This is a genomic window from Halomonas sp. SSL-5, from assembly GCF_030708455.1.
GTDB lineage: Bacteria > Pseudomonadota > Gammaproteobacteria > Pseudomonadales > Halomonadaceae > Halomonas.
In genome coordinates, this window is the sequence record NZ_JAUYWF010000009.1 from 165,164 (window position 1) to 181,147 (window position 15,984).

A 15,984-nucleotide genomic window follows, 5' to 3' on the forward strand; every position below is an offset into this window, starting at 1 on the left:
CGGAATTGGCATAGCCTAGCGGCGGAATTGGCATAGCCTAGCGGCGGTAGAGGACGAAGATTTAGCGGAATGATTGGCATAGCGAGCCTAGCAGGGGCGGGGACTGGGTGCAGCCGGTTTTTAGGCGTTGAGGTTGTACAGCGCCTGCACCTCGGTCGCCGTCAGGGCGCGGTTGTAGAAGCGCAGATCGTCCATAAGCCCGTCGAAAAGCCCGCTGTTTGAATTGACCGGATCGACCCACCCCATGGCACCGATGCGGGTATGGGTTGCGGTACTCCCAGGCACGGAGATAGCAAGCTGCCCGGTCTCGGCTCCGTTGATATAGAAGCGGGCGATAGTGCCGTCGTAGGTCACGACGGCGTGGACCGCCACCCCTACCTGCGGAGCATAGTAGGACCTCAAACGGCTGCCGACGCTGCCCCCGGAGAAGATTTGGAACATGATGTCGTTGGCCGTCTGGGGGTAGTAAATCAGTTGCCAGGAGCCACTCGGGGTTGGGTCACTGCCGCTCCTGTTCGAAGCCACCCACCAGTCGTTGGAGCCCCCGACGATGTCCGGCTTCAGCCACACGGCCACGGTGTAGGTCGTCCCCGTGGGGACGGCGGGCGTGATGTCGACATGACTTACCGAGGACGGAACGAACTCCAGGGCCTGACCGCCGCCTGAGAGGAAGCTGGGCGCCTGAGACACGCCGGCCATGACACCGTCATACCCGTTACCCGAGTCATCGACCAGCACCGACCCGGAGATGTTGTCCATGGTGTACCAAGCCACCAGCCCATTGCTGAGATCACTGTAAACCGCCACCGACTGCCCCGACAGATGGGACGTGCCGGCCGCCACCACGTCGATCAGGTAGAAATAGTCGTCGTTGGTGCTCGGTACCGTGTCGACATAGGTTTCGACACCTCCGCTGACGGTGGCCAAGGGTGTCGGGAGGTTCTGCGGGTCCAGCAGCCCCGTATCGCGGTAGATACGCACTTCGTCGACGGAATCCGGCGCCGCTTCTTGCCAGGTCAGCGTCGACTCGCCGGCGCCACTATCAGCGGAGACGGTGAAGCCATCGAACAGCCGTTGGTCGACAAGCTGGAGCAGGACGAAGACGACAGAATTGCTGGCATTGTGCTGGGCACGGGCGTTGCTCACGGCGACCTTCGTCACGGTCGTGAGGTCCACGTCGTAACGGAAGCTCGTCACCTGTTGATCGCTGCGCAGCGGCAGCGCGGGGTCCATGGTGTAGGTGAAGCCCCCGGCGTCGAAGCGCAGGTGCCCTGCAACTTCGGTGTATGTGGTGCTTGTGCGAGGTGCCCTCGTCAGGTTGGCCAGGTCAGGGCCGTACCACAGGGAGACGCCGTAGCTGACGTCGCGCCGGCAGCGCAGCGCCGCCACCACAGTATCGGTCGCGTCCTTGAACTCCAGGTCGAAGTTGGCGAAGCCATTGTAATCGCTTCGGCACTGGGCCTCGATCCAGAAGGTGTAGAAAGGCGAGAAGCGGTTGATGGTGCCGCCGAAGGTGCCGGTGTCGGGGTTGCCGGTGGCGCTGTACTGACTCACGGCGAACCCATCGGTCAGGCCGAACAGCCGGTCCCACTGGAAGTTCGTGGTTGCCATGCGGTCATAGCGGGCGTAGAAGGGGCGCTCCACCTCGGCGGTCGACCCCGACGCGTCGGCCACGGCCGATACCCAGATGCCGTAGGGCACCTCCAGGTCGCTGTCCACCGCCACGATCCTCTCCGCCCCCAGGTGCTCCACCCCGCGGATCACCGTGGCGACCCGGTAGTGGTAGCGCGTCTTGTCGACTACCGTGGCGTCCTCGTACTCGGTCGTCCCCGCCGTCAGGGTCGCGAGTATTGCAGGCAGATTGTTCTCGTCGAAGGGCTGGGTGTCACGGTAGACCCGCACCTCGTCCTCGACCGGGTTGACCTTGAGCCACTTTAGAATAGCCTTCATCCGTCCACCCCCAGGCGGTACATGCGCACCACTTCGTCTTCCGTCATGACGCGCTCCATCTCAAATACCTTGGTCATCGCCCCTTTGAACCAGAAGGTGCTCTTCGCTCCGTCCTCGTTGTTCGCCTCAGACCCCACGGCGACGAAGCCATAGCGATCCACCCCCGCCCGCGAAGGTCCGAGGGTGGTGCCGTAGGTCGCCTGCTCCTCGATGCGTCCGTCCAGGTAAAGGGTCAGCGCCCCGTGGTCATAGGTGAACACTGCCAGGTGCCACTGATCGTCGTCCACACGGGTGATACCGCCAACGTCAAGCACCTTCCCGGTGTCGACCGTCACGCTGATGCCGAGCAGGCCCGTCCCGTCTCCGTAGCTCGTCCCGTCTCCGTAGCAGACCTGTAGACGGTAGAACTCGGAGCGGTCGAACGAGGTCAGCACTTGCCGGTCTGCCGAGGATGTCTTGAACCAGCATCCCCCGGAGAACTCCGGGTAAGTGGCGTCGGCGGGCCGGTAGAGCCCCCGAATCGCCAAGTAGTCGTTGCTACCGTCGAACTGCATCGCGTAGCCGGTCCCGACCGCAATCTGCGTGGCCCCGTTGCGGATCAGGGCATTGTGCTTGCCCGCCGCGTCGACCACCTCGCCGCCGACGAGGGTGTCCATCTTGTAGTAGAAATTGACGTTGCCCACCACGGGGTCGAGGGGGCCATTCGCGTCGACCACCAGCTCGGCACCTACCTTCTCCACGGACCCCACATAGGCGCTGACGCGGTAGTGGTGCGTCTGCCCACCCACCGCCGTATCGTCGGTGTACTGCTCGATGTCGGGGCCGATGTCGGCCAGGGGCGTAGGCAGCGCCTCGGGGTCGATGGCCGCCCCGTCGCGGTAGATACGGTGCCCCGTTTCCGCGGGGTTGCCGTCTGTCCAGCGCAAACGAACCGTCATGTGTCACCTCATGGGGTCAAAGTGGTTTCGATGATCTCGGGACCAACCGGCGGGAAGTAGACGATGCCCACGTCCTCCGGCTCACGGAACGGCCCGCGGAAGGTCACCTGCCCGGCCTGCCAGCTCGTCAGCCCGTCGCGCACGGCGGCGACCGAAACACGGATGAAGGGGTAGCCGGCCCAGGTCTCGCCCACGGTGGCGTCATCCAGCGTGTAGCTGGTGAGCCCCCCGGTGACTACCTCCTCGATCACCCCGGCCACCGCGCCGGTCTCGTCGATGGCCTCGGCGGTGACGCGGTAGTCGGTGCCGCTCTCCGGGGTCGCACCGGCGGCGTCCCAAGCGAGCATGGCACCGGTCTCGGTGAGGCGGTTGCGCTCCAGCCACTCGACACCGACCGGGTAGTCCGGGTAGTAGTCCTCGGCGGGCCACAGGAAGCCCTGGGCGCGCAGGTCGGCGGGCCGGTAGGGTAGCGAGGCGCGCGCTGCCCCCGTGCCGGCGATCTCCGGGGCCAGGCTCTCGTCGAGCTGCCCTTCGCCGGTGGTGACCAGCAGCTTGAGGGTGAAGGCGTCGCCGTCGTTGAGGTCCTTGGGCAGTGGGCGCCACATCTCCCGAGTGGTGAGCCACACCGGGGTGCCGGCGGGCCAGGTGCGCGGTGCGGTATCCAGCACGCCGCGCAGCAACGTGGGTGCCCCGGTCTCCTCGTCGACGGCGGTGACCAACGCCATCTCCAGTTCGTGGGGGGCCAGGCTGCTGTCACCGATCAGCACGATGTCGTCACGGTGTACCCACCAGCCGGTGAGGTCCTCCAGCCCCACGTCGGGGCTGGTCACCGCCGCCGGCAGCTCCACGGTCAGGGTCGCCCGGCCCAGGAAGGGGCGGTCGGTCTGCACCCACTCCCAGGCGGTATCGCCGGAGGCCGTGGTGCCCTTCCACAGCACGTCGAAGGTGGCGCTCTCGTCGGTAGTCGGGTTGGCCGCCAGCACCACCACCCCGGTCTCCGGGTGAGTCAGGTCGTTCACCGTACCCCCCACCAGATCGACGAAGTAGAGCGGGAACGACATCATCCAGGCGTGCGATACGGGGGCCGGCGGCGCCGTGGGGTCCTCCCACTCACCCTGCTGCGGCGGCACATAGCTGGCCAGCGGCAGGGCGAACAGGTCCTCCACCAGGGAGAGGCGAATCTTGCGGCTGGCACTATCGCCGTAGTTGACCTTCATCACCCGCATCACCAGGCCGTCCAGCCCGAACTCGGGCCAGGTGACCTTGACGCCGTCGAACGGCACCGTGTCCCAGAACTCGGGGCCCACTTCAACCTCACAGGAGGCCAGCGGCGCCGAGGCTTCGCGGAGGTCACGCTCGGCCAGGCGCAGCGCAAGTTGCGGGGTGCGTACGCCGTAGTAGTTCTTGCTGCCGGAGACGAGCTGGCCCTGCTGCGCCAGGTTGGCGAGGTCCTGGGCGCGCACCGTCTCACCCTTCTCGGTGTCGGGGTTGGTCCAGGTCACCACAATCTCGTTGGTGGTCTCGCCCCAGCCCTTGCGGCTGAAGTTGCCCAGCACCGCGTTGTCGGGGGTGATCTCCTTGAGGGTGTCGTGGTCGAGATCGTCGCGCAACAGGCGCAGGGTGATCTTGCCGGTGCGGGGGTGGGGGTAGAGGGCGCCCTTGATGTGGTCCAGCACGTCGCCGATGAAGTCCTCGATGCTGGATTGTTGCATCCAGGTCATGAACACGCCGAACTGCTCGGCGTAGAGCACCTGGGAGGCGGCCTCGAAGCTAGCGGTGTCAAGGCTCGCCGGGTCGGCGCCCATGCCCCAGTCGGTGTCGGTCAGGCACTCATAAACGATATGCGCCGGGTTGGCGTCGGCCACCGGCGAGAACACATAGCCCAGCGAGTTGGCGAGCACCGAGGGGTCGCCGCCCGGCACTACCGGCACCCCGTCGCCCGGGGTGTTGTCGACGTAGGCGGTGTACTGGGTGTCCTCCAGGTCGATGTTGAAGCCGTAGGAGGAGAGCATGGAGACACTGTCGATGACGTTGCCGGCGTCGATGGCGTTCTGCTCGGTGGGGAGTGGCTGGCCCGAGATGTAGGGCTCCCCGTCGGTGATGAACGCCAGCACCCGCTCCTTGTTGGGACGGCCATCGAAGAAAGCCGGGGCCGAGGAGACGGCCAGCTCGAAGTCGGTGTTGCCGTTGGCCACATCGGACTGATCGCGGGCCTTGATCCAGTCGATGATGTCGCGCACGTCCTGGCCGTTGACGTTGTCGCGCTGGATGCTCACCGAGGACTTGGCGAAGGCCACCACGCGGATGTCCAGGCTGGTGGCAGTTGTGTAGGCGGTGAGCGGCAGCAGTGCCTGTTCCAGAGCGGTCTTCATGTTCTCCAGGCGGGTCTTGCCGTTGCTGGTGATCTCCGCCATGGAGTTGGAGATGTCGATGGCCAAATAGAGCGCCAGGGGCTCGCTGACGCCCCGTGGGATCGGCGCGGTGTCTGGCCGGAGCTGGCGGGCCGGGATGCGCTGTACGGTCACCCACACGGGCTTGATGTAGGGCTGGGTGCCCCAGTAGAAGCTCTTTTTCGAGAAGAAGGCGAAGATCGAGAAGACGCCGCGTACCCCGCCGAACAGTCCCCCGGTGTCCGTGTCGTCCGGCTTGAGGTTGGTCATGTCGGGCCACACCTCGCCGCCGCCATAGAACAGCAGCGAGGTGATACCCCGGAAGGCCGGCACGTTGCCGGCGTCGCGGCGCAGCTTCTTGATCAGCATGGGTGACGGTAGCTGCTCGCGGTTGCCGATCAACACGTCGATGCTGCCGGCCACCCCGCCTTCCTTCTTGAGCCCGCCGAAAAGGCCATCGCGCAGCAGAGCGGTGGTGCCGCTGCGCGTCCAGACCCCGCGCCAGGCCAGCTTCTCGCCAACCCAGACCCGCTTCACGGCGTCGACCGGCCCCTGGCACACCCCCATGTGGATGGAGAGGTAATACTTGGTGACCTTCATCTTGGCTTCGCCGCCACCGCCGAACAGGCCCATGCGCGTTTCCTGGTTCCGTTACCTGGGGGTTACGCCGAAATCTCGACGGTTTCCTGATCCTTGTCGCCGTACCACAGGGTATTCGGCGACTTGATCGTCCCTTCCCCGAATACCACTGGGATCGGGCGCCCCGCCTCGGCGGTGGGCATCTCCAGGTCGCGGGACATATCCGGCACGTTGTTCTTGGGCCTGGGCATGAGCATGAACGCCACCACGGCGAGCAGGATCGATATACCGATGGCCACGAGAAACGAGAACATGATGACCTCCTAGTAGAAGACGGTGCGCTGGCCGAGCGGGTTGATCTTAGTGATCCACGGCTGGCCGCCGTAGTTGAGGATGTTGTCGTGCAGGTCCTTGCAGTCGCTCATCTGGTGGTTGCAGCCCAGTACCGCGGTGACCGCATCGCCCGGGGCCAGGTCGTGGATCACCCCGGCCAGCAGGAGTTGATCACCGGCCAGCACCTGCAGGATGGTACGGCGAGTGGTGCCGCCTTCGCCGGCCCACTCCAGCATGCCGTTGGTGTACTTGGCGGCGTGCTGGGCGTTCCAGCCGCTGGCCAGGGTGACCACCGAGCCGCTGATCGAGGTCACCTGCCCCGGCGAACTGGCGGCCGTCTTGTCGGCTCGGCACTGGGGGCCATAGAGCGCATGGGGGCAGCCGTACTGGTAGGTGCGGCGCAGCCCCGGCCGGCGGATCGCCGTGGCGATCGGCTCGCAGGAGAAGGTCGCCTCCAGCCCCTGAAGGCCGAAGTTCAGCACCCGGCCCGACCACACCGCCTTGAACTCGGCGTCCGGGTCGTCCAACTCGCCACGGTAGATCACCAGGTTGACCACCCGCTCCGGCGGGTAGACCCGGAAAATCTCGACCAGCGGGTTGGTGCGCGGCGTCTTCACCTCGAGGGTGGCGTTGTCCAGGGTGCCGGAACTCTCGATCTCGCCGTGCTTGATCTGGGCAGGATCGAAGCGTCCGCCCAAGGCATAGATCGGCCGTTCGGCGCTAGTCAGGCGCAGCTTGCCAGCGTCCCCCTCGCCGAAGGTGAGGTCGTAGAGGTAGATCGGCCGCGACCCGGCCCGGCTGGTGAAGAAGGTCTCGAACATCGTTAGAGCCCTCCCGTGTCTAACGCTTCCGGGGGCAACGCCTCGAGGGTGAGCATGCCGAACTGCATGGTGGCCACCGCCGAGGTGCGCCACTCGATGGTGAGGTCGTCAGAGGCGAAGCGGCGCAGCAGCAGCCAGCCGGCCATCACGATCTGGCTCTCGAGCACGCTCTCGGCCCAGGGGGCATCCAGGGTGATCAGCGAATCCCGCCCCTGGGTGTCGTCGACCAGGGCGATGCTTTCCACCTGACGCAGCAGCAGCTCACCCCCGGCGATGCGCACGAACACGGCGCGATGGGTCAGGCTGGCGGCGTATGCCTCGGCGAGCTGCTGGCCCTGCACCCGTAGGGTGGTGGCGCCGGCGGTCAGGCCCTCGCGCAGGGGGAGATCTGGCAGCCAGCTGGGGGCGTAGAACTCGCCCTGGCGTCCGCGCATGCGGTGGAAGAGGTCGACGATGGCCTGCACCTGGTCGCGAGTAGCACCCACGTAAGTGGCCTGCAGGGTGTCGGCGGCGAATGGCACCGGGGAATAGCGCGTGGTCGGGCCGGTGCCGTAGTCGAGCTCGTCTACCGGGCGCCCCCAGGACTGACTCACCGGCTGCACCCAGTTGGGGCGCATCAGGAACACCTCGCGGCCATTGAAGGTGCGCTCGGGCTCGCCGGGTGCGGGCGTCGGTTCGGAGAGCGGGCGCACCTGAAAAGCGATCTCCAGGGTGGCCACTTCGGCGGTGACCAGATCCGCCTGGTGGGCCTGCTCGAGCACGCCGACCAGCCCGGCATAGAGCGGCGTGCCGGCTGGCCAGGTCTGCACGGGCCCGGCGGCGAAGAAGGTCAGGTTGCCCTCCACGGCGATGACGGTGAGCGCCTCGCGCTGCGGGCCGTCGCCGAGGATCACGTCCAGGCCGGGCAATAGCCACTCGGGCGGCTCGGCCAGATAAAGCACACCGGTGCCGGCGGGCATATCGGCGGGCAGCGGCAGGCGCGTGTGGTGCTGGGGGAGCACCAGGGGCTGGACCAGGGCACGGTGAACGAGGGCCTGCCAGTCGCGCAGCCTGCCCTCGAAGAGCACTGCAGAGAATTCCAGGGCATGGCGCGGGCTGGCCCGGCGGGCGGCTCGATACTCACGCCCGGAGCGCGAGACCTGGATCTCGGTGAGGTAGCGGTAGCGCTCCTGCACGTTCTGCCCGCTGGGCGGCCAGGCGATGACGAAGGGCCAGGCGCGGCGCTCGCCCTCGGGCGGCACCACTGGGCCTTCGGTGACCCGCGAGGTACCCCAGGCGACGGGTTTGGTGTTGACGGGCCAGATGGCGCTCATGCGATTAGGCTCCCTCGGCCAACAGGTAGCCGTAGAGCAGTGCGCGAATGGAGTAGGCCGTGCCGCTACCGGCCACGGTGGTGGCCACCCGCACGGCCGTCAGTCCATCGGCGACCAGCGGGGCTTCGCTCTGGCGGGCGTTGAGAGCCGCAACGGTCACGGCGGTGCTGGCCAGATAAGCGGCCGGTGTTTGATCGTCCGGCCCGGCCTGTACTTCTGGCACCCCACCCGCCCCGTCGCTGGCGGTCACCACCAGGTCGATGGCATCGAGGAACAGCCGATAGCCGGCGGGGATCGCCACCGTGACGGCGGCACCGGCGGTGGTGAGATCCAACTCGGCGGAGCGCAGCACCACCGGACGCAGGGCGTCGAGGCTGCCGGGGGCTTTCTGCTCGTATTGCGGATGCGGGTCGCTCGCCGCTTCGTGGGCATCCAGGGCGTCACTAGCCGCCACGGCATCGAGAATCGCCGCGGTGAAGCGTGACTCCACCGGCGAGCCGGCGGGCCAGGCATCGGCGGCGGTGGCCTCGCGGCTGCGCACAATGGTCAAGGTGTTAGCGGCCCGCCCGGTGACGTAGAGGATCTCGCGGCGCAGGTCGCGGCCGCGGATGTCGCGCTCGCAGACCACCAGCGGGTACTGGCGCTCGAGCGTCGCCGAGGCGAAGCGCTCGCCGCCCTCGGTGATGTCCATGGTGGTCGCGCCCGCGGTCAGCGGCGCGGCGAGCTGGACCTCGAAGTTGTTGATCACGGCGAATCGCATGACGGCTCCCTAGCTGCCCAGCGCGCTGCGCACGGCGCTGCGGTTGGCCTTGATGTAGTTGAGGATGACTTTCTGGCCGGCGGTATCGGACATGGCCTGGTTGAGCACCTCGGCACTGTCGAAGACGTTGACGTTCTTGACGCTGACCGACTGCTGGCCGGTGCCGCCCTCGTTGTTGCGATGGCGGGGATCGGCGGCGGTGAGCACCTCCTCGCCGCGGCGCAGGATGGCGGGCACCTCGTCGGGGGCCAGGCCGGCGACGCCGCCGGTGTGGTAGCGGGGCGCGGTGCCAAATAGGTCGCGAGTGGTGCCACCCTGGCCGACCACGCCGCCGCCGTGGAACAGGCTGGCAATGGCGCCCCCTATCCCTCCACCACCGCCACCCATCGTCTGAAGGGCATTGAAAATGGCCTGCTGCATGATCATCCGGGCGATCTGGAGCAGAAAGTCGGCGGCGAATTGGCGGAAGGCGTCAGCCAGGGAGTCGATAGCGTTACGGCCATTGGCGATGTCCTCGGCAAAGGAAGTCAGCGCATCGGTGGCGCCATAGGCGAACTCGGCGTTGATATTGCGGGCACTGAGTAGGCCCTGGTTGATCTCGTCGATGCGCTGGCTGACCTGGGCGGCGGCCTGGTCGAGGGCCGCGGCGTATTCGGGGAACTGGGTCTTGAGCTCCTCGATCAGCTCCAGCTGGCGCTCCAGGGCTCGGGCGGGGTCAGCCTGGTCGAGGATCTGCTGGAGGGCCTGCTCGGCCTGCTGCTGGGCCTGCTGGCGCTCCCGCTCGGCCTCGGCGCGGCGCTCCTCGGCCTCGGTCAGGCGTTCGATCTCGCGGGCCTGCTCGACGATGCTGGCGGCCAGCGCCTGGCCCTCGGCGCCCAGGCGGGCGACGTCGTCGGCCAGGTCGCCGAGGGTGAGGCGATACTCCAGGGCGGCGGCTTCGCTCTCGCCGAAGGTGGCGATCTGCTGCTGGAGGCCCTGGTCGAGCTGCTGGAGTGCCTGCAGGGCGGCCTGATACTCGCGGGCCGCGGCGCTGAGGCCGCTGCTGCTGCCACCGGAGGAAGAGGCGCGGGGGCTTTCGGGTTGGTCTTCTTCGCCGCGCTGCCCTTCGGTGATGTCGATGGTGATGGGGGGCCGGTTTGCGTAGTAAGACTCGATCTGGCCTTCGAGTCGCGCCAGCTCACTCTTGAGCTCCTCGTCGTCCCAGTACTCCACCACGCCGGTCGGGCCGAAGAAGCGCAGTCGATCGCCCTGGCCGGCGAGAGAACGGCTTGGCGTGTCGAGCATGCCGCGGATCTCATCGGCCCGCTGTTCGAGTCGGATAATGTCATCGCCGGCGACGCCCTGGGTGAGAGCCGCAAGCTCTTCGCCTGCCCAGGCGGCGAAGTTGGTGCCGGTGCTGATGCCCTGAGCCATGGCGGCGACGAGGTCGGCCACGGCGGTTCCTAGGGTAACCATAGACTGCTGAAAGCCGGGGTCGGTGACTACCGCGCGCAGATCGTCTATGGCATCGGTGAAGCCGGTCACCTCGCTGCCGCCGAAGGTGACCAGCAGGTCGTTGCGCAGCTGCTGGAGAGCCTGGCCGACGGTGCGCTCCATGGTTTGGAATTCGCGGTCAATACTGTCGGCGGACTCGAGCAAGGCGCGGCTGATTTGCTCGGCGGTGAGCTCGCCGTTCTGGCCCATCTCGCGCAGCCGCCCGATGGTGACACCCAGTGCGTCGGCGATGGCACGCGCCAGGCGCGGGCTGTTTTCCAGCACCGAGTTGAGCTCCTCACCGCGCAGCACGCCACTGGCCATGGCCTGGCTCAGCTGCAGAGTGGAGGCCGCGGCCTCCTGGGCGCTGGCGCCCGAGACGATATAGGACTGGTTGATCGCCTTGGTGAGGGTCAGCAGTTCTTCATTCGAGAGATTCAGCTCCTCGGTCGCGCGGGCCATACGGGCATAGAGGTTGACCGTGGGCTCGAGGCCCTGGCGAGTGCTGTTGGCGAGCTGGTAGAGATCGGCGAACGTCTGGTTGAACTCGTCCTGACTGCCGGTGACCAGGCGCAGCTGGCTCTCCAGGCCGGTCATGGTGTCGGTGTAACGGACCATCTGGCGCAGGGCGAGGCCGGCCCCCAGGGTGGCCAGCAGGTTGCGCACCTGACCCACGGTGCCGGAGAGTCGCCGCGAGCTGCGCTCGGCCTTGTCGGTCTCCTGGGTATAGCGGCGCATGCCCTGGCCGGCCTTGCCGCCACCGCGCGCCACGTCACCCAGCTCCTGCTCCACCTGCTGCAGCTGGCGGCGGGCCTGCTGCAGGTCGGCGCGCATGCGCAGGGCGAGTTCGAGGTTACGATCGGCCATCAGGCTCTTGCTCCTAGGTCAGGCGCCGGTTGCGCAGCTTCTGGATCTCCTGGTTGGGCTTGCCGCCCCAGGCGACGGCGGCCGCCTCGATGAGATCCGCGCGGTGCTCGTCACGGCGGCGGCGGGTCAGCGCGTAGTAGCGCTGGATCTGCCGCCAGGTCAGTCGCCGGGCGAGCTCGCCGGGGTCGCGTCCGTAGCCGCCGGCGACGAGGGCGTCGAAGAGCTCGCCGAGGGGGACGGGCTCACCATCTGGCGCATCGCCCTGGCCAGCGCCCCGCCGAACACCAGCCTGCGCATGAAAAAACCCGAGTTGACCCGCCAGAAGGTCATGCTGAGCGCCTGGCCATCGCGGTCGCGCAGGCCCTCGATCCACGCGGCGGGCTCGCCGGTGCTGATCGCCATCAGCTGGATCCACGCCTCGTGGTGCTCGGCGATCAGCCCGTCCAGGGCCAGGGCGTCGATCTCGCCGCCCTCGAGGATCTTGGCCAGGTCCGCGAACAGCGGGCGTGCCAGGGTGATGGCGCGCAGCCCCTCCAGGTAGCGGAACTCGCGGACCAGGATCTCTTCGCCCTCGATGGTTACGGCTTCGTCGGGGAACAGGGTTTCGACGTCGCTGGCCGCCACGTCGGCGGCCGGCGCTTGTTGCTCGCTCATGGGGTCGGGCTCCTATCAGGCCGCGCGGCCGTCGACGTAGAGCTGGGCGTAGCCGTCGCGGGTCTGCACGGCGACGATCAGCGGCATCTCCTGGGGGTTCTCGCGGCTCTTCATCGGCAGCTCGCCATCCGGGCTGAGACGCGCCTCGGGGATGTAGATGTCGCGGTTCTGGCCCTCGGTGTTGTTGGCCACGAACTTGACCTCGCCACGGCGGGCACCGAGCTGGTTGGTGGTCACGCGGTCGCGGGTCTCGGCCGCCGGGGTGTAGCCGACGTGGATGGTCTCCTCGGCGATGTCGCCATCCTCGAGGATCTCGAGCATGCCGATCTCGGCGTGCACCACGTAGTCCGTGCCGGCCACATAGGTGGTGGTGTCGGTCACGTCGGTGACATCCACCGCCGAGACGTTGCGCACCCCGCCGGGGTTGGCGGCACTCGCCCCCATCTGGTAGAAGCGCCCGGGCATCACATCGTGGGCCTCGTCGACCACCGGGGTATCGGTCTGGGTTACCTCGCTGGCCTCGCCCATCAGGAACAGCGCGTAGTTCTCGGCGTTCATGTCGCGCAGGGTGGTCCGCCCGGAGCGGTTCACGCGGATCGGCACGTCGAAAAGGCGCTCCGCGGTGGGGCCATCGGAGCCGTCCACCGGCAGGGTCTCGCCCTGGGCGGTGATGGTGAAGGCCGGGGTCTCCGCCAGGTAGCGGTAGCCCTCGTAGCTGCCATCGTCGCGGCGCGGGTTGAAGTACACCTTGCCGGCGGGCACCACGACATTGAGATTGCGAGCCATGGGTTAGGCCTCCTTCGCGTTGGCTTTGGCACCGGCGCCCTTGTCGGCGATATGGCCGGATGCCGTCAGGCGCTCGATCTGGCGCGGGGTCAGGCGGGGCTTCTCCTTGCCCTCGGGGGTGTAGCGCTTGCCGCCCTGGATGATGGGCTTGGCCAGGGTCACTTCCTGGCGCGGGGCGGGCTGGGGTTTGGTCTTGGCGTTCACGGTGTCGATCTCCTGGGGGTGGGCGCGGCGGTCAATCGATTGATGCCGCGCGGGTCATCAGCACGGTCTCGAACTGCAGGGGGAAGTAGCCGAAGCCGCCGGGGGTGAAGGCCGGCGCCGGGGCGCTGATGCGCACCAGCGGGCTCAGGCCCTGCCCCGGCCGCCAGCCGGAGAGCGCCTGAAGGGTGCGCGACATGATCGGCCCAGCGGCTTCGCGGGCCGCCTGGCCGGTGCGCTGGTGGCGGGCGTTGCGCACGGCCACCACCACCATCCAGCGCTGCCGGATCACGTGGTAGTTGCCCTCATCGACCTGCTCGCCGCTCGGCACCGCGTCGCCCATATAGACGACGTGCAGTGCCGGGGTGTGCTGCGCGCCCTCGGTCACGCCGCCGAGATCCGCCGCGGAGAGCACCTTGAGGCCGCCCAGATCGGCAAGCTCCGCCTCGAGGCGGTCGAGGATCAACCCCTCGGCCACCAGGTAGTCGTCATGGTGCAGCGCCTGGCTCATCAGAAGCCCCCTCCGGGCATCACCCGCTTGCCCGTCTGGAACTCCACGCTGCCGGCGGTCTCGCCGCCGTCCTCGGTGCCGATGCCGAGCAGCACCTCGCTCTTGGCGACCATGCGCAGGAAGCGGATGGCATCCTCGTAGCGCTTGGTCACCTGCTCGGTGGCGGCGTCGTCATACAGGCGGTAGCGGGCGATGTCGCAGGCGTAGCTGGCGACGATCTTCGGCACCGGGTCGAGCGGCACGGTGTAGCCGCCGCCCGCCACGTAGCCGTCGATCTCGCCGCCGGCGTCCTCGATGGCGCGATCGATCTCCTCCTGGTCGACCTGTCCGGTGCCGTCATCGGCCAGGGCGAGGATCTCGCTCTCGCCGAAGCGCCGGGTCAGATCCTGAAGGGTGATGTAGGACATGGCGCGCTACCTGCTGGGTGGATGGAAGGCCGCCTGATCGCCTCGCGGCGGGTCGGCGGCTGCCGGGTTTCCAGAGCCCGGCCTGGAGATGGATCACCTCCTGCGGCGGTGGCCGGTGGTCAGGTGGTCTCGGGCTCGTCCGGCTCCGCCGGAAAGGTGCACTCCTGCACCTCCAGGGCGGGGTCGGCCTTGAGCGCGGCGATCTCCTCGGCGGAGAGCGCCTCCAGGGCGATGCCGTGGCGGTTGCGATCGAAGCGATGGCCGGCGCGGCGGCGGCTCTTGAAGCGCCGCTTGGTGCGCACGAACAGCGCCGGGATCTCGCCCTTGCCCGCCTTGGGCTCGGTGGCGCCATCCTTGGTGCCGGTTGCCTCCTTGCCGGCGGCGGGCGGGGTATCCTGCTGGGCGTCCTGAGTAGGGCCATCCTTGGCGGTGGCTGCATCCGTATTCGGAGTGGCCTCGCCCTGGGCGGGCGCGGCCTGGGGGTTCGGGGTCGGCTCGGCGGCCTTGGCCTCGGCGGGCTTGGCCTCGGTCGCCTTGGTGTTGCGCTTGCGGGTGGTCATGGGGCTCTCCTGTCGGTCTGGACGGGCCGCCGCCCGCTCGGGGCGGCGGCGCCGGCTCAGGTCACCTCAGCGCGGCGTCAGGCGCTGGCCAACCACGGGTTGAGGATCAGCTGCGAGGTGTTGGCCCACTCGTTGGTCTCGCCACCGGTGGTCAGCTGGTTCTGCAGCACCTTGCGAGCCTCGCCTTCCATGCTGGTCGGCACCATGGTGTGGCTGTGGCGCAGCCCCAGCGGGCGGCCGTAGTCACCCTTCATCTTCTGCAGGGCGGCGCGGGCGGCCTTGTAGTTGTCGGCGTTGAAGGTCTGGTTGGAGCGTACTGCCAGCATCCACAGGCCGGGGCCGGCGTTGACCCGGGCATCCACGCCCATGACGAAGTTGTCGGTCATGAACACCTGGTGGTCGTTGAGGTTGGTGATGGCGCGGAAGTCGTAGTCACGACGGCGCTGGAACACCATCGGCTTGATCACGCGGGTGAGGTCCATCACGTACCAGGCATCACCGCTGCCGCCCATGTCGTTGGAGACCGAGATCTCCTGGCCGCCCTCGTCGAGCACCGGGTGGTCGGTGTCGAACAGCGGCTGGCCGTCGAAGCACTCGGGGTTGGCCTCCAGGACTTCCACGGCGAGCTCGTTGGGATGCTCGCGGGAGCTGCGGCCGTACTCCTCGAACACCGGGCCGAACAGCCCGTAGGTGTCGTCTTCGATGTTGTCGCGGGGCACGCCGGTGGAGAGCTCGAACTTGCGGTTGCGGATCGAGAAGTCCGCGCCTTCCAGGCCGTGGATGACCCGGTCCCCGAGCCACTCACGCATGCGCGGCAGGCTCTTGAGCCAGGGGTAGACCTCCACGGCGGTGCTGGAAGGCACCACGGTGCAGAACAGCTCGTAGAGCGCGGCCTGCTCGCCCAGCGAGGTGAAGCCCTGCTGGAAGTTGGTCTTGTAGGCCTGGAACAGGACCTGCAAGTTGGCGTTGGTGAGGTTCATGGTTCGAGGCTCCTATCAAGCGCTGGCGGCGACGCCGTTGGTGGGATCGATACACACCCAGACGCCGTGCTCGTCGACGTCATCGACGATGCCGGCGGGGCTGCGCGTGGCGGTGCCATCGGTGGCGGCCACGGTTTCGTCGTCGACCAGGTAGCAGACCGAGCCGATGGCGGCGCGCGTGATCTCGTCGGTAGCGGCGCTGTTAGCGAAGTGGAAGAAGCCGCGCTCGATCTCGACCACCTGGTCGCCATCGGCGCCGCCGGTGTTGTCCTGGTAGTGGTGGAACACGCCCAGGGCGGTGAGGCCGGTGGCGGTGCTGGCCGGCTCGGCGAAACCGGTGGCATTGAGCACGGCGATGGCGCCGGCATGGCACACAGCATCGGCGGCGACGGGGGCGCTACGGCGGAAGCCGGCGCGGGTCGGGGTGTTGCGGTTCTTGGTGGTGGCCATGACGGCACTCT

Annotated in this window: 16 protein-coding genes; all 16 read right to left on the bottom strand. The window is 67.8% G+C overall.

The annotated features are described in order from the left end of the window. Nucleotides 1-120: 120 nt before the first annotated feature. Nucleotides 121-1,950 (bottom strand): LamG domain-containing protein, encoded by a 1,830-nt coding sequence (locus tag RAN53_RS12260; protein ID WP_305797094.1) that lies wholly within the window; start codon nucleotides 1,948-1,950, stop codon nucleotides 121-123. Continuing rightward, complete coding sequence (locus tag RAN53_RS12265; RefSeq protein WP_305797095.1) at nucleotides 1,947-2,888, bottom strand: LamG-like jellyroll fold domain-containing protein; 942 nt, start codon at nucleotides 2,886-2,888, stop codon at nucleotides 1,947-1,949. Before RAN53_RS12265 ends, RAN53_RS12260 begins: the two co-directional genes overlap by 4 nt. Before the next feature lie 8 nt (nucleotides 2,889-2,896). Beyond that, the gene (locus tag RAN53_RS12270) at nucleotides 2,897-5,911 is read right to left on the bottom strand and encodes a phage tail protein (protein ID WP_305797096.1); all 3,015 of its coding nucleotides are present in this window, start codon (nucleotides 5,909-5,911) and stop codon (nucleotides 2,897-2,899) included. 29 nt (nucleotides 5,912-5,940) lie between these two features. Further along, the gene (locus RAN53_RS12275) at nucleotides 5,941-6,171 is read right to left on the bottom strand and encodes a hypothetical protein (RefSeq protein WP_305797097.1); all 231 of its coding nucleotides are present in this window, start codon (nucleotides 6,169-6,171) and stop codon (nucleotides 5,941-5,943) included. Between the two features lie 9 nt (nucleotides 6,172-6,180). After that, on the bottom strand, nucleotides 6,181-7,011 hold the full coding sequence (locus RAN53_RS12280; RefSeq protein WP_161430259.1) for a phage BR0599 family protein: 831 nt from the start codon (nucleotides 7,009-7,011) through the stop codon (nucleotides 6,181-6,183). A 2-nt stretch (nucleotides 7,012-7,013) separates the two neighbouring features. After that, the gene (locus RAN53_RS12285; RefSeq protein ID WP_305797098.1) at nucleotides 7,014-8,324 is read right to left on the bottom strand and encodes a hypothetical protein; all 1,311 of its coding nucleotides are present in this window, start codon (nucleotides 8,322-8,324) and stop codon (nucleotides 7,014-7,016) included. Between the two features lie 4 nt (nucleotides 8,325-8,328). Beyond that, the gene (locus RAN53_RS12290; RefSeq protein ID WP_305797099.1) at nucleotides 8,329-9,084 is read right to left on the bottom strand and encodes a hypothetical protein; all 756 of its coding nucleotides are present in this window, start codon (nucleotides 9,082-9,084) and stop codon (nucleotides 8,329-8,331) included. Nucleotides 9,085-9,093: 9 nt separating this feature from the next. Beyond that, on the bottom strand, nucleotides 9,094-11,424 hold the full coding sequence (locus RAN53_RS12295) for a tape measure protein (RefSeq protein WP_305797100.1): 2,331 nt from the start codon (nucleotides 11,422-11,424) through the stop codon (nucleotides 9,094-9,096). A gap of 159 nt (nucleotides 11,425-11,583) precedes the next feature. Further along, nucleotides 11,584-12,078 (bottom strand): DUF6631 family protein, encoded by a 495-nt coding sequence (locus RAN53_RS12300; RefSeq protein ID WP_305797101.1) that lies wholly within the window; start codon nucleotides 12,076-12,078, stop codon nucleotides 11,584-11,586. Nucleotides 12,079-12,093: 15 nt separating this feature from the next. After that, nucleotides 12,094-12,864, bottom strand: a complete 771-nt coding sequence (locus RAN53_RS12305; RefSeq protein WP_305797102.1) for a hypothetical protein — start codon at nucleotides 12,862-12,864, stop codon at nucleotides 12,094-12,096. 3 nt (nucleotides 12,865-12,867) lie between these two features. Beyond that, the gene (locus tag RAN53_RS12310; RefSeq protein ID WP_305797103.1) at nucleotides 12,868-13,068 is read right to left on the bottom strand and encodes a hypothetical protein; all 201 of its coding nucleotides are present in this window, start codon (nucleotides 13,066-13,068) and stop codon (nucleotides 12,868-12,870) included. Between the two features lie 31 nt (nucleotides 13,069-13,099). Next, nucleotides 13,100-13,576, bottom strand: coding sequence for a hypothetical protein (locus RAN53_RS12315; protein ID WP_305797104.1), 477 nt, complete (start codon nucleotides 13,574-13,576; stop codon nucleotides 13,100-13,102). Next, nucleotides 13,576-13,983: a gp436 family protein gene (locus RAN53_RS12320; protein WP_305797105.1), complete on the bottom strand. Its 408-nt coding sequence runs from the start codon at nucleotides 13,981-13,983 to the stop codon at nucleotides 13,576-13,578. Before RAN53_RS12320 ends, RAN53_RS12315 begins: the two co-directional genes overlap by 1 nt. A 119-nt stretch (nucleotides 13,984-14,102) precedes the next feature. Then, complete coding sequence (locus RAN53_RS12325; RefSeq protein WP_305797106.1) at nucleotides 14,103-14,543, bottom strand: hypothetical protein; 441 nt, start codon at nucleotides 14,541-14,543, stop codon at nucleotides 14,103-14,105. A 77-nt stretch (nucleotides 14,544-14,620) separates the two neighbouring features. Further along, nucleotides 14,621-15,523 carry a Mu-like prophage major head subunit gpT family protein gene (locus tag RAN53_RS12330; protein ID WP_305797107.1) on the bottom strand — a complete coding sequence of 301 codons (903 nt, stop codon included), beginning with the start codon at nucleotides 15,521-15,523 and terminating at the stop codon, nucleotides 14,621-14,623. A gap of 15 nt (nucleotides 15,524-15,538) precedes the next feature. Next, nucleotides 15,539-15,973, bottom strand: a complete 435-nt coding sequence (locus RAN53_RS12335; RefSeq protein WP_305797108.1) for a hypothetical protein — start codon at nucleotides 15,971-15,973, stop codon at nucleotides 15,539-15,541. Nucleotides 15,974-15,984: the final 11 nt, after the last annotated feature.

Coding starts and splice junctions, on each gene's coding strand:
- RAN53_RS12295 (WP_305797100.1), bottom strand. CDS start 11,424: ATGGCCGATCGTAACCTCGAACTCGCCCTGCGCATGCGCGCCGACCTG.
- RAN53_RS12260 (WP_305797094.1), bottom strand. CDS start 1,950: ATGAAGGCTATTCTAAAGTGGCTCAAGGTCAACCCGGTCGAGGACGAG.
- RAN53_RS12265 (WP_305797095.1), bottom strand. CDS start 2,888: ATGACGGTTCGTTTGCGCTGGACAGACGGCAACCCCGCGGAAACGGGG.
- RAN53_RS12315 (WP_305797104.1), bottom strand. CDS start 13,576: ATGAGCCAGGCGCTGCACCATGACGACTACCTGGTGGCCGAGGGGTTG.
- RAN53_RS12320 (WP_305797105.1), bottom strand. CDS start 13,983: ATGTCCTACATCACCCTTCAGGATCTGACCCGGCGCTTCGGCGAGAGC.
- RAN53_RS12300 (WP_305797101.1), bottom strand. CDS start 12,078: ATGAGCGAGCAACAAGCGCCGGCCGCCGACGTGGCGGCCAGCGACGTC.
- RAN53_RS12285 (WP_305797098.1), bottom strand. CDS start 8,324: ATGAGCGCCATCTGGCCCGTCAACACCAAACCCGTCGCCTGGGGTACC.
- RAN53_RS12335 (WP_305797108.1), bottom strand. CDS start 15,973: ATGGCCACCACCAAGAACCGCAACACCCCGACCCGCGCCGGCTTCCGC.
- RAN53_RS12290 (WP_305797099.1), bottom strand. CDS start 9,084: ATGCGATTCGCCGTGATCAACAACTTCGAGGTCCAGCTCGCCGCGCCG.
- RAN53_RS12325 (WP_305797106.1), bottom strand. CDS start 14,543: ATGACCACCCGCAAGCGCAACACCAAGGCGACCGAGGCCAAGCCCGCC.
- RAN53_RS12305 (WP_305797102.1), bottom strand. CDS start 12,864: ATGGCTCGCAATCTCAATGTCGTGGTGCCCGCCGGCAAGGTGTACTTC.
- RAN53_RS12280 (WP_161430259.1), bottom strand. CDS start 7,011: ATGTTCGAGACCTTCTTCACCAGCCGGGCCGGGTCGCGGCCGATCTAC.
- RAN53_RS12330 (WP_305797107.1), bottom strand. CDS start 15,523: ATGAACCTCACCAACGCCAACTTGCAGGTCCTGTTCCAGGCCTACAAG.
- RAN53_RS12275 (WP_305797097.1), bottom strand. CDS start 6,171: ATGTTCTCGTTTCTCGTGGCCATCGGTATATCGATCCTGCTCGCCGTG.
- RAN53_RS12270 (WP_305797096.1), bottom strand. CDS start 5,911: ATGGGCCTGTTCGGCGGTGGCGGCGAAGCCAAGATGAAGGTCACCAAG.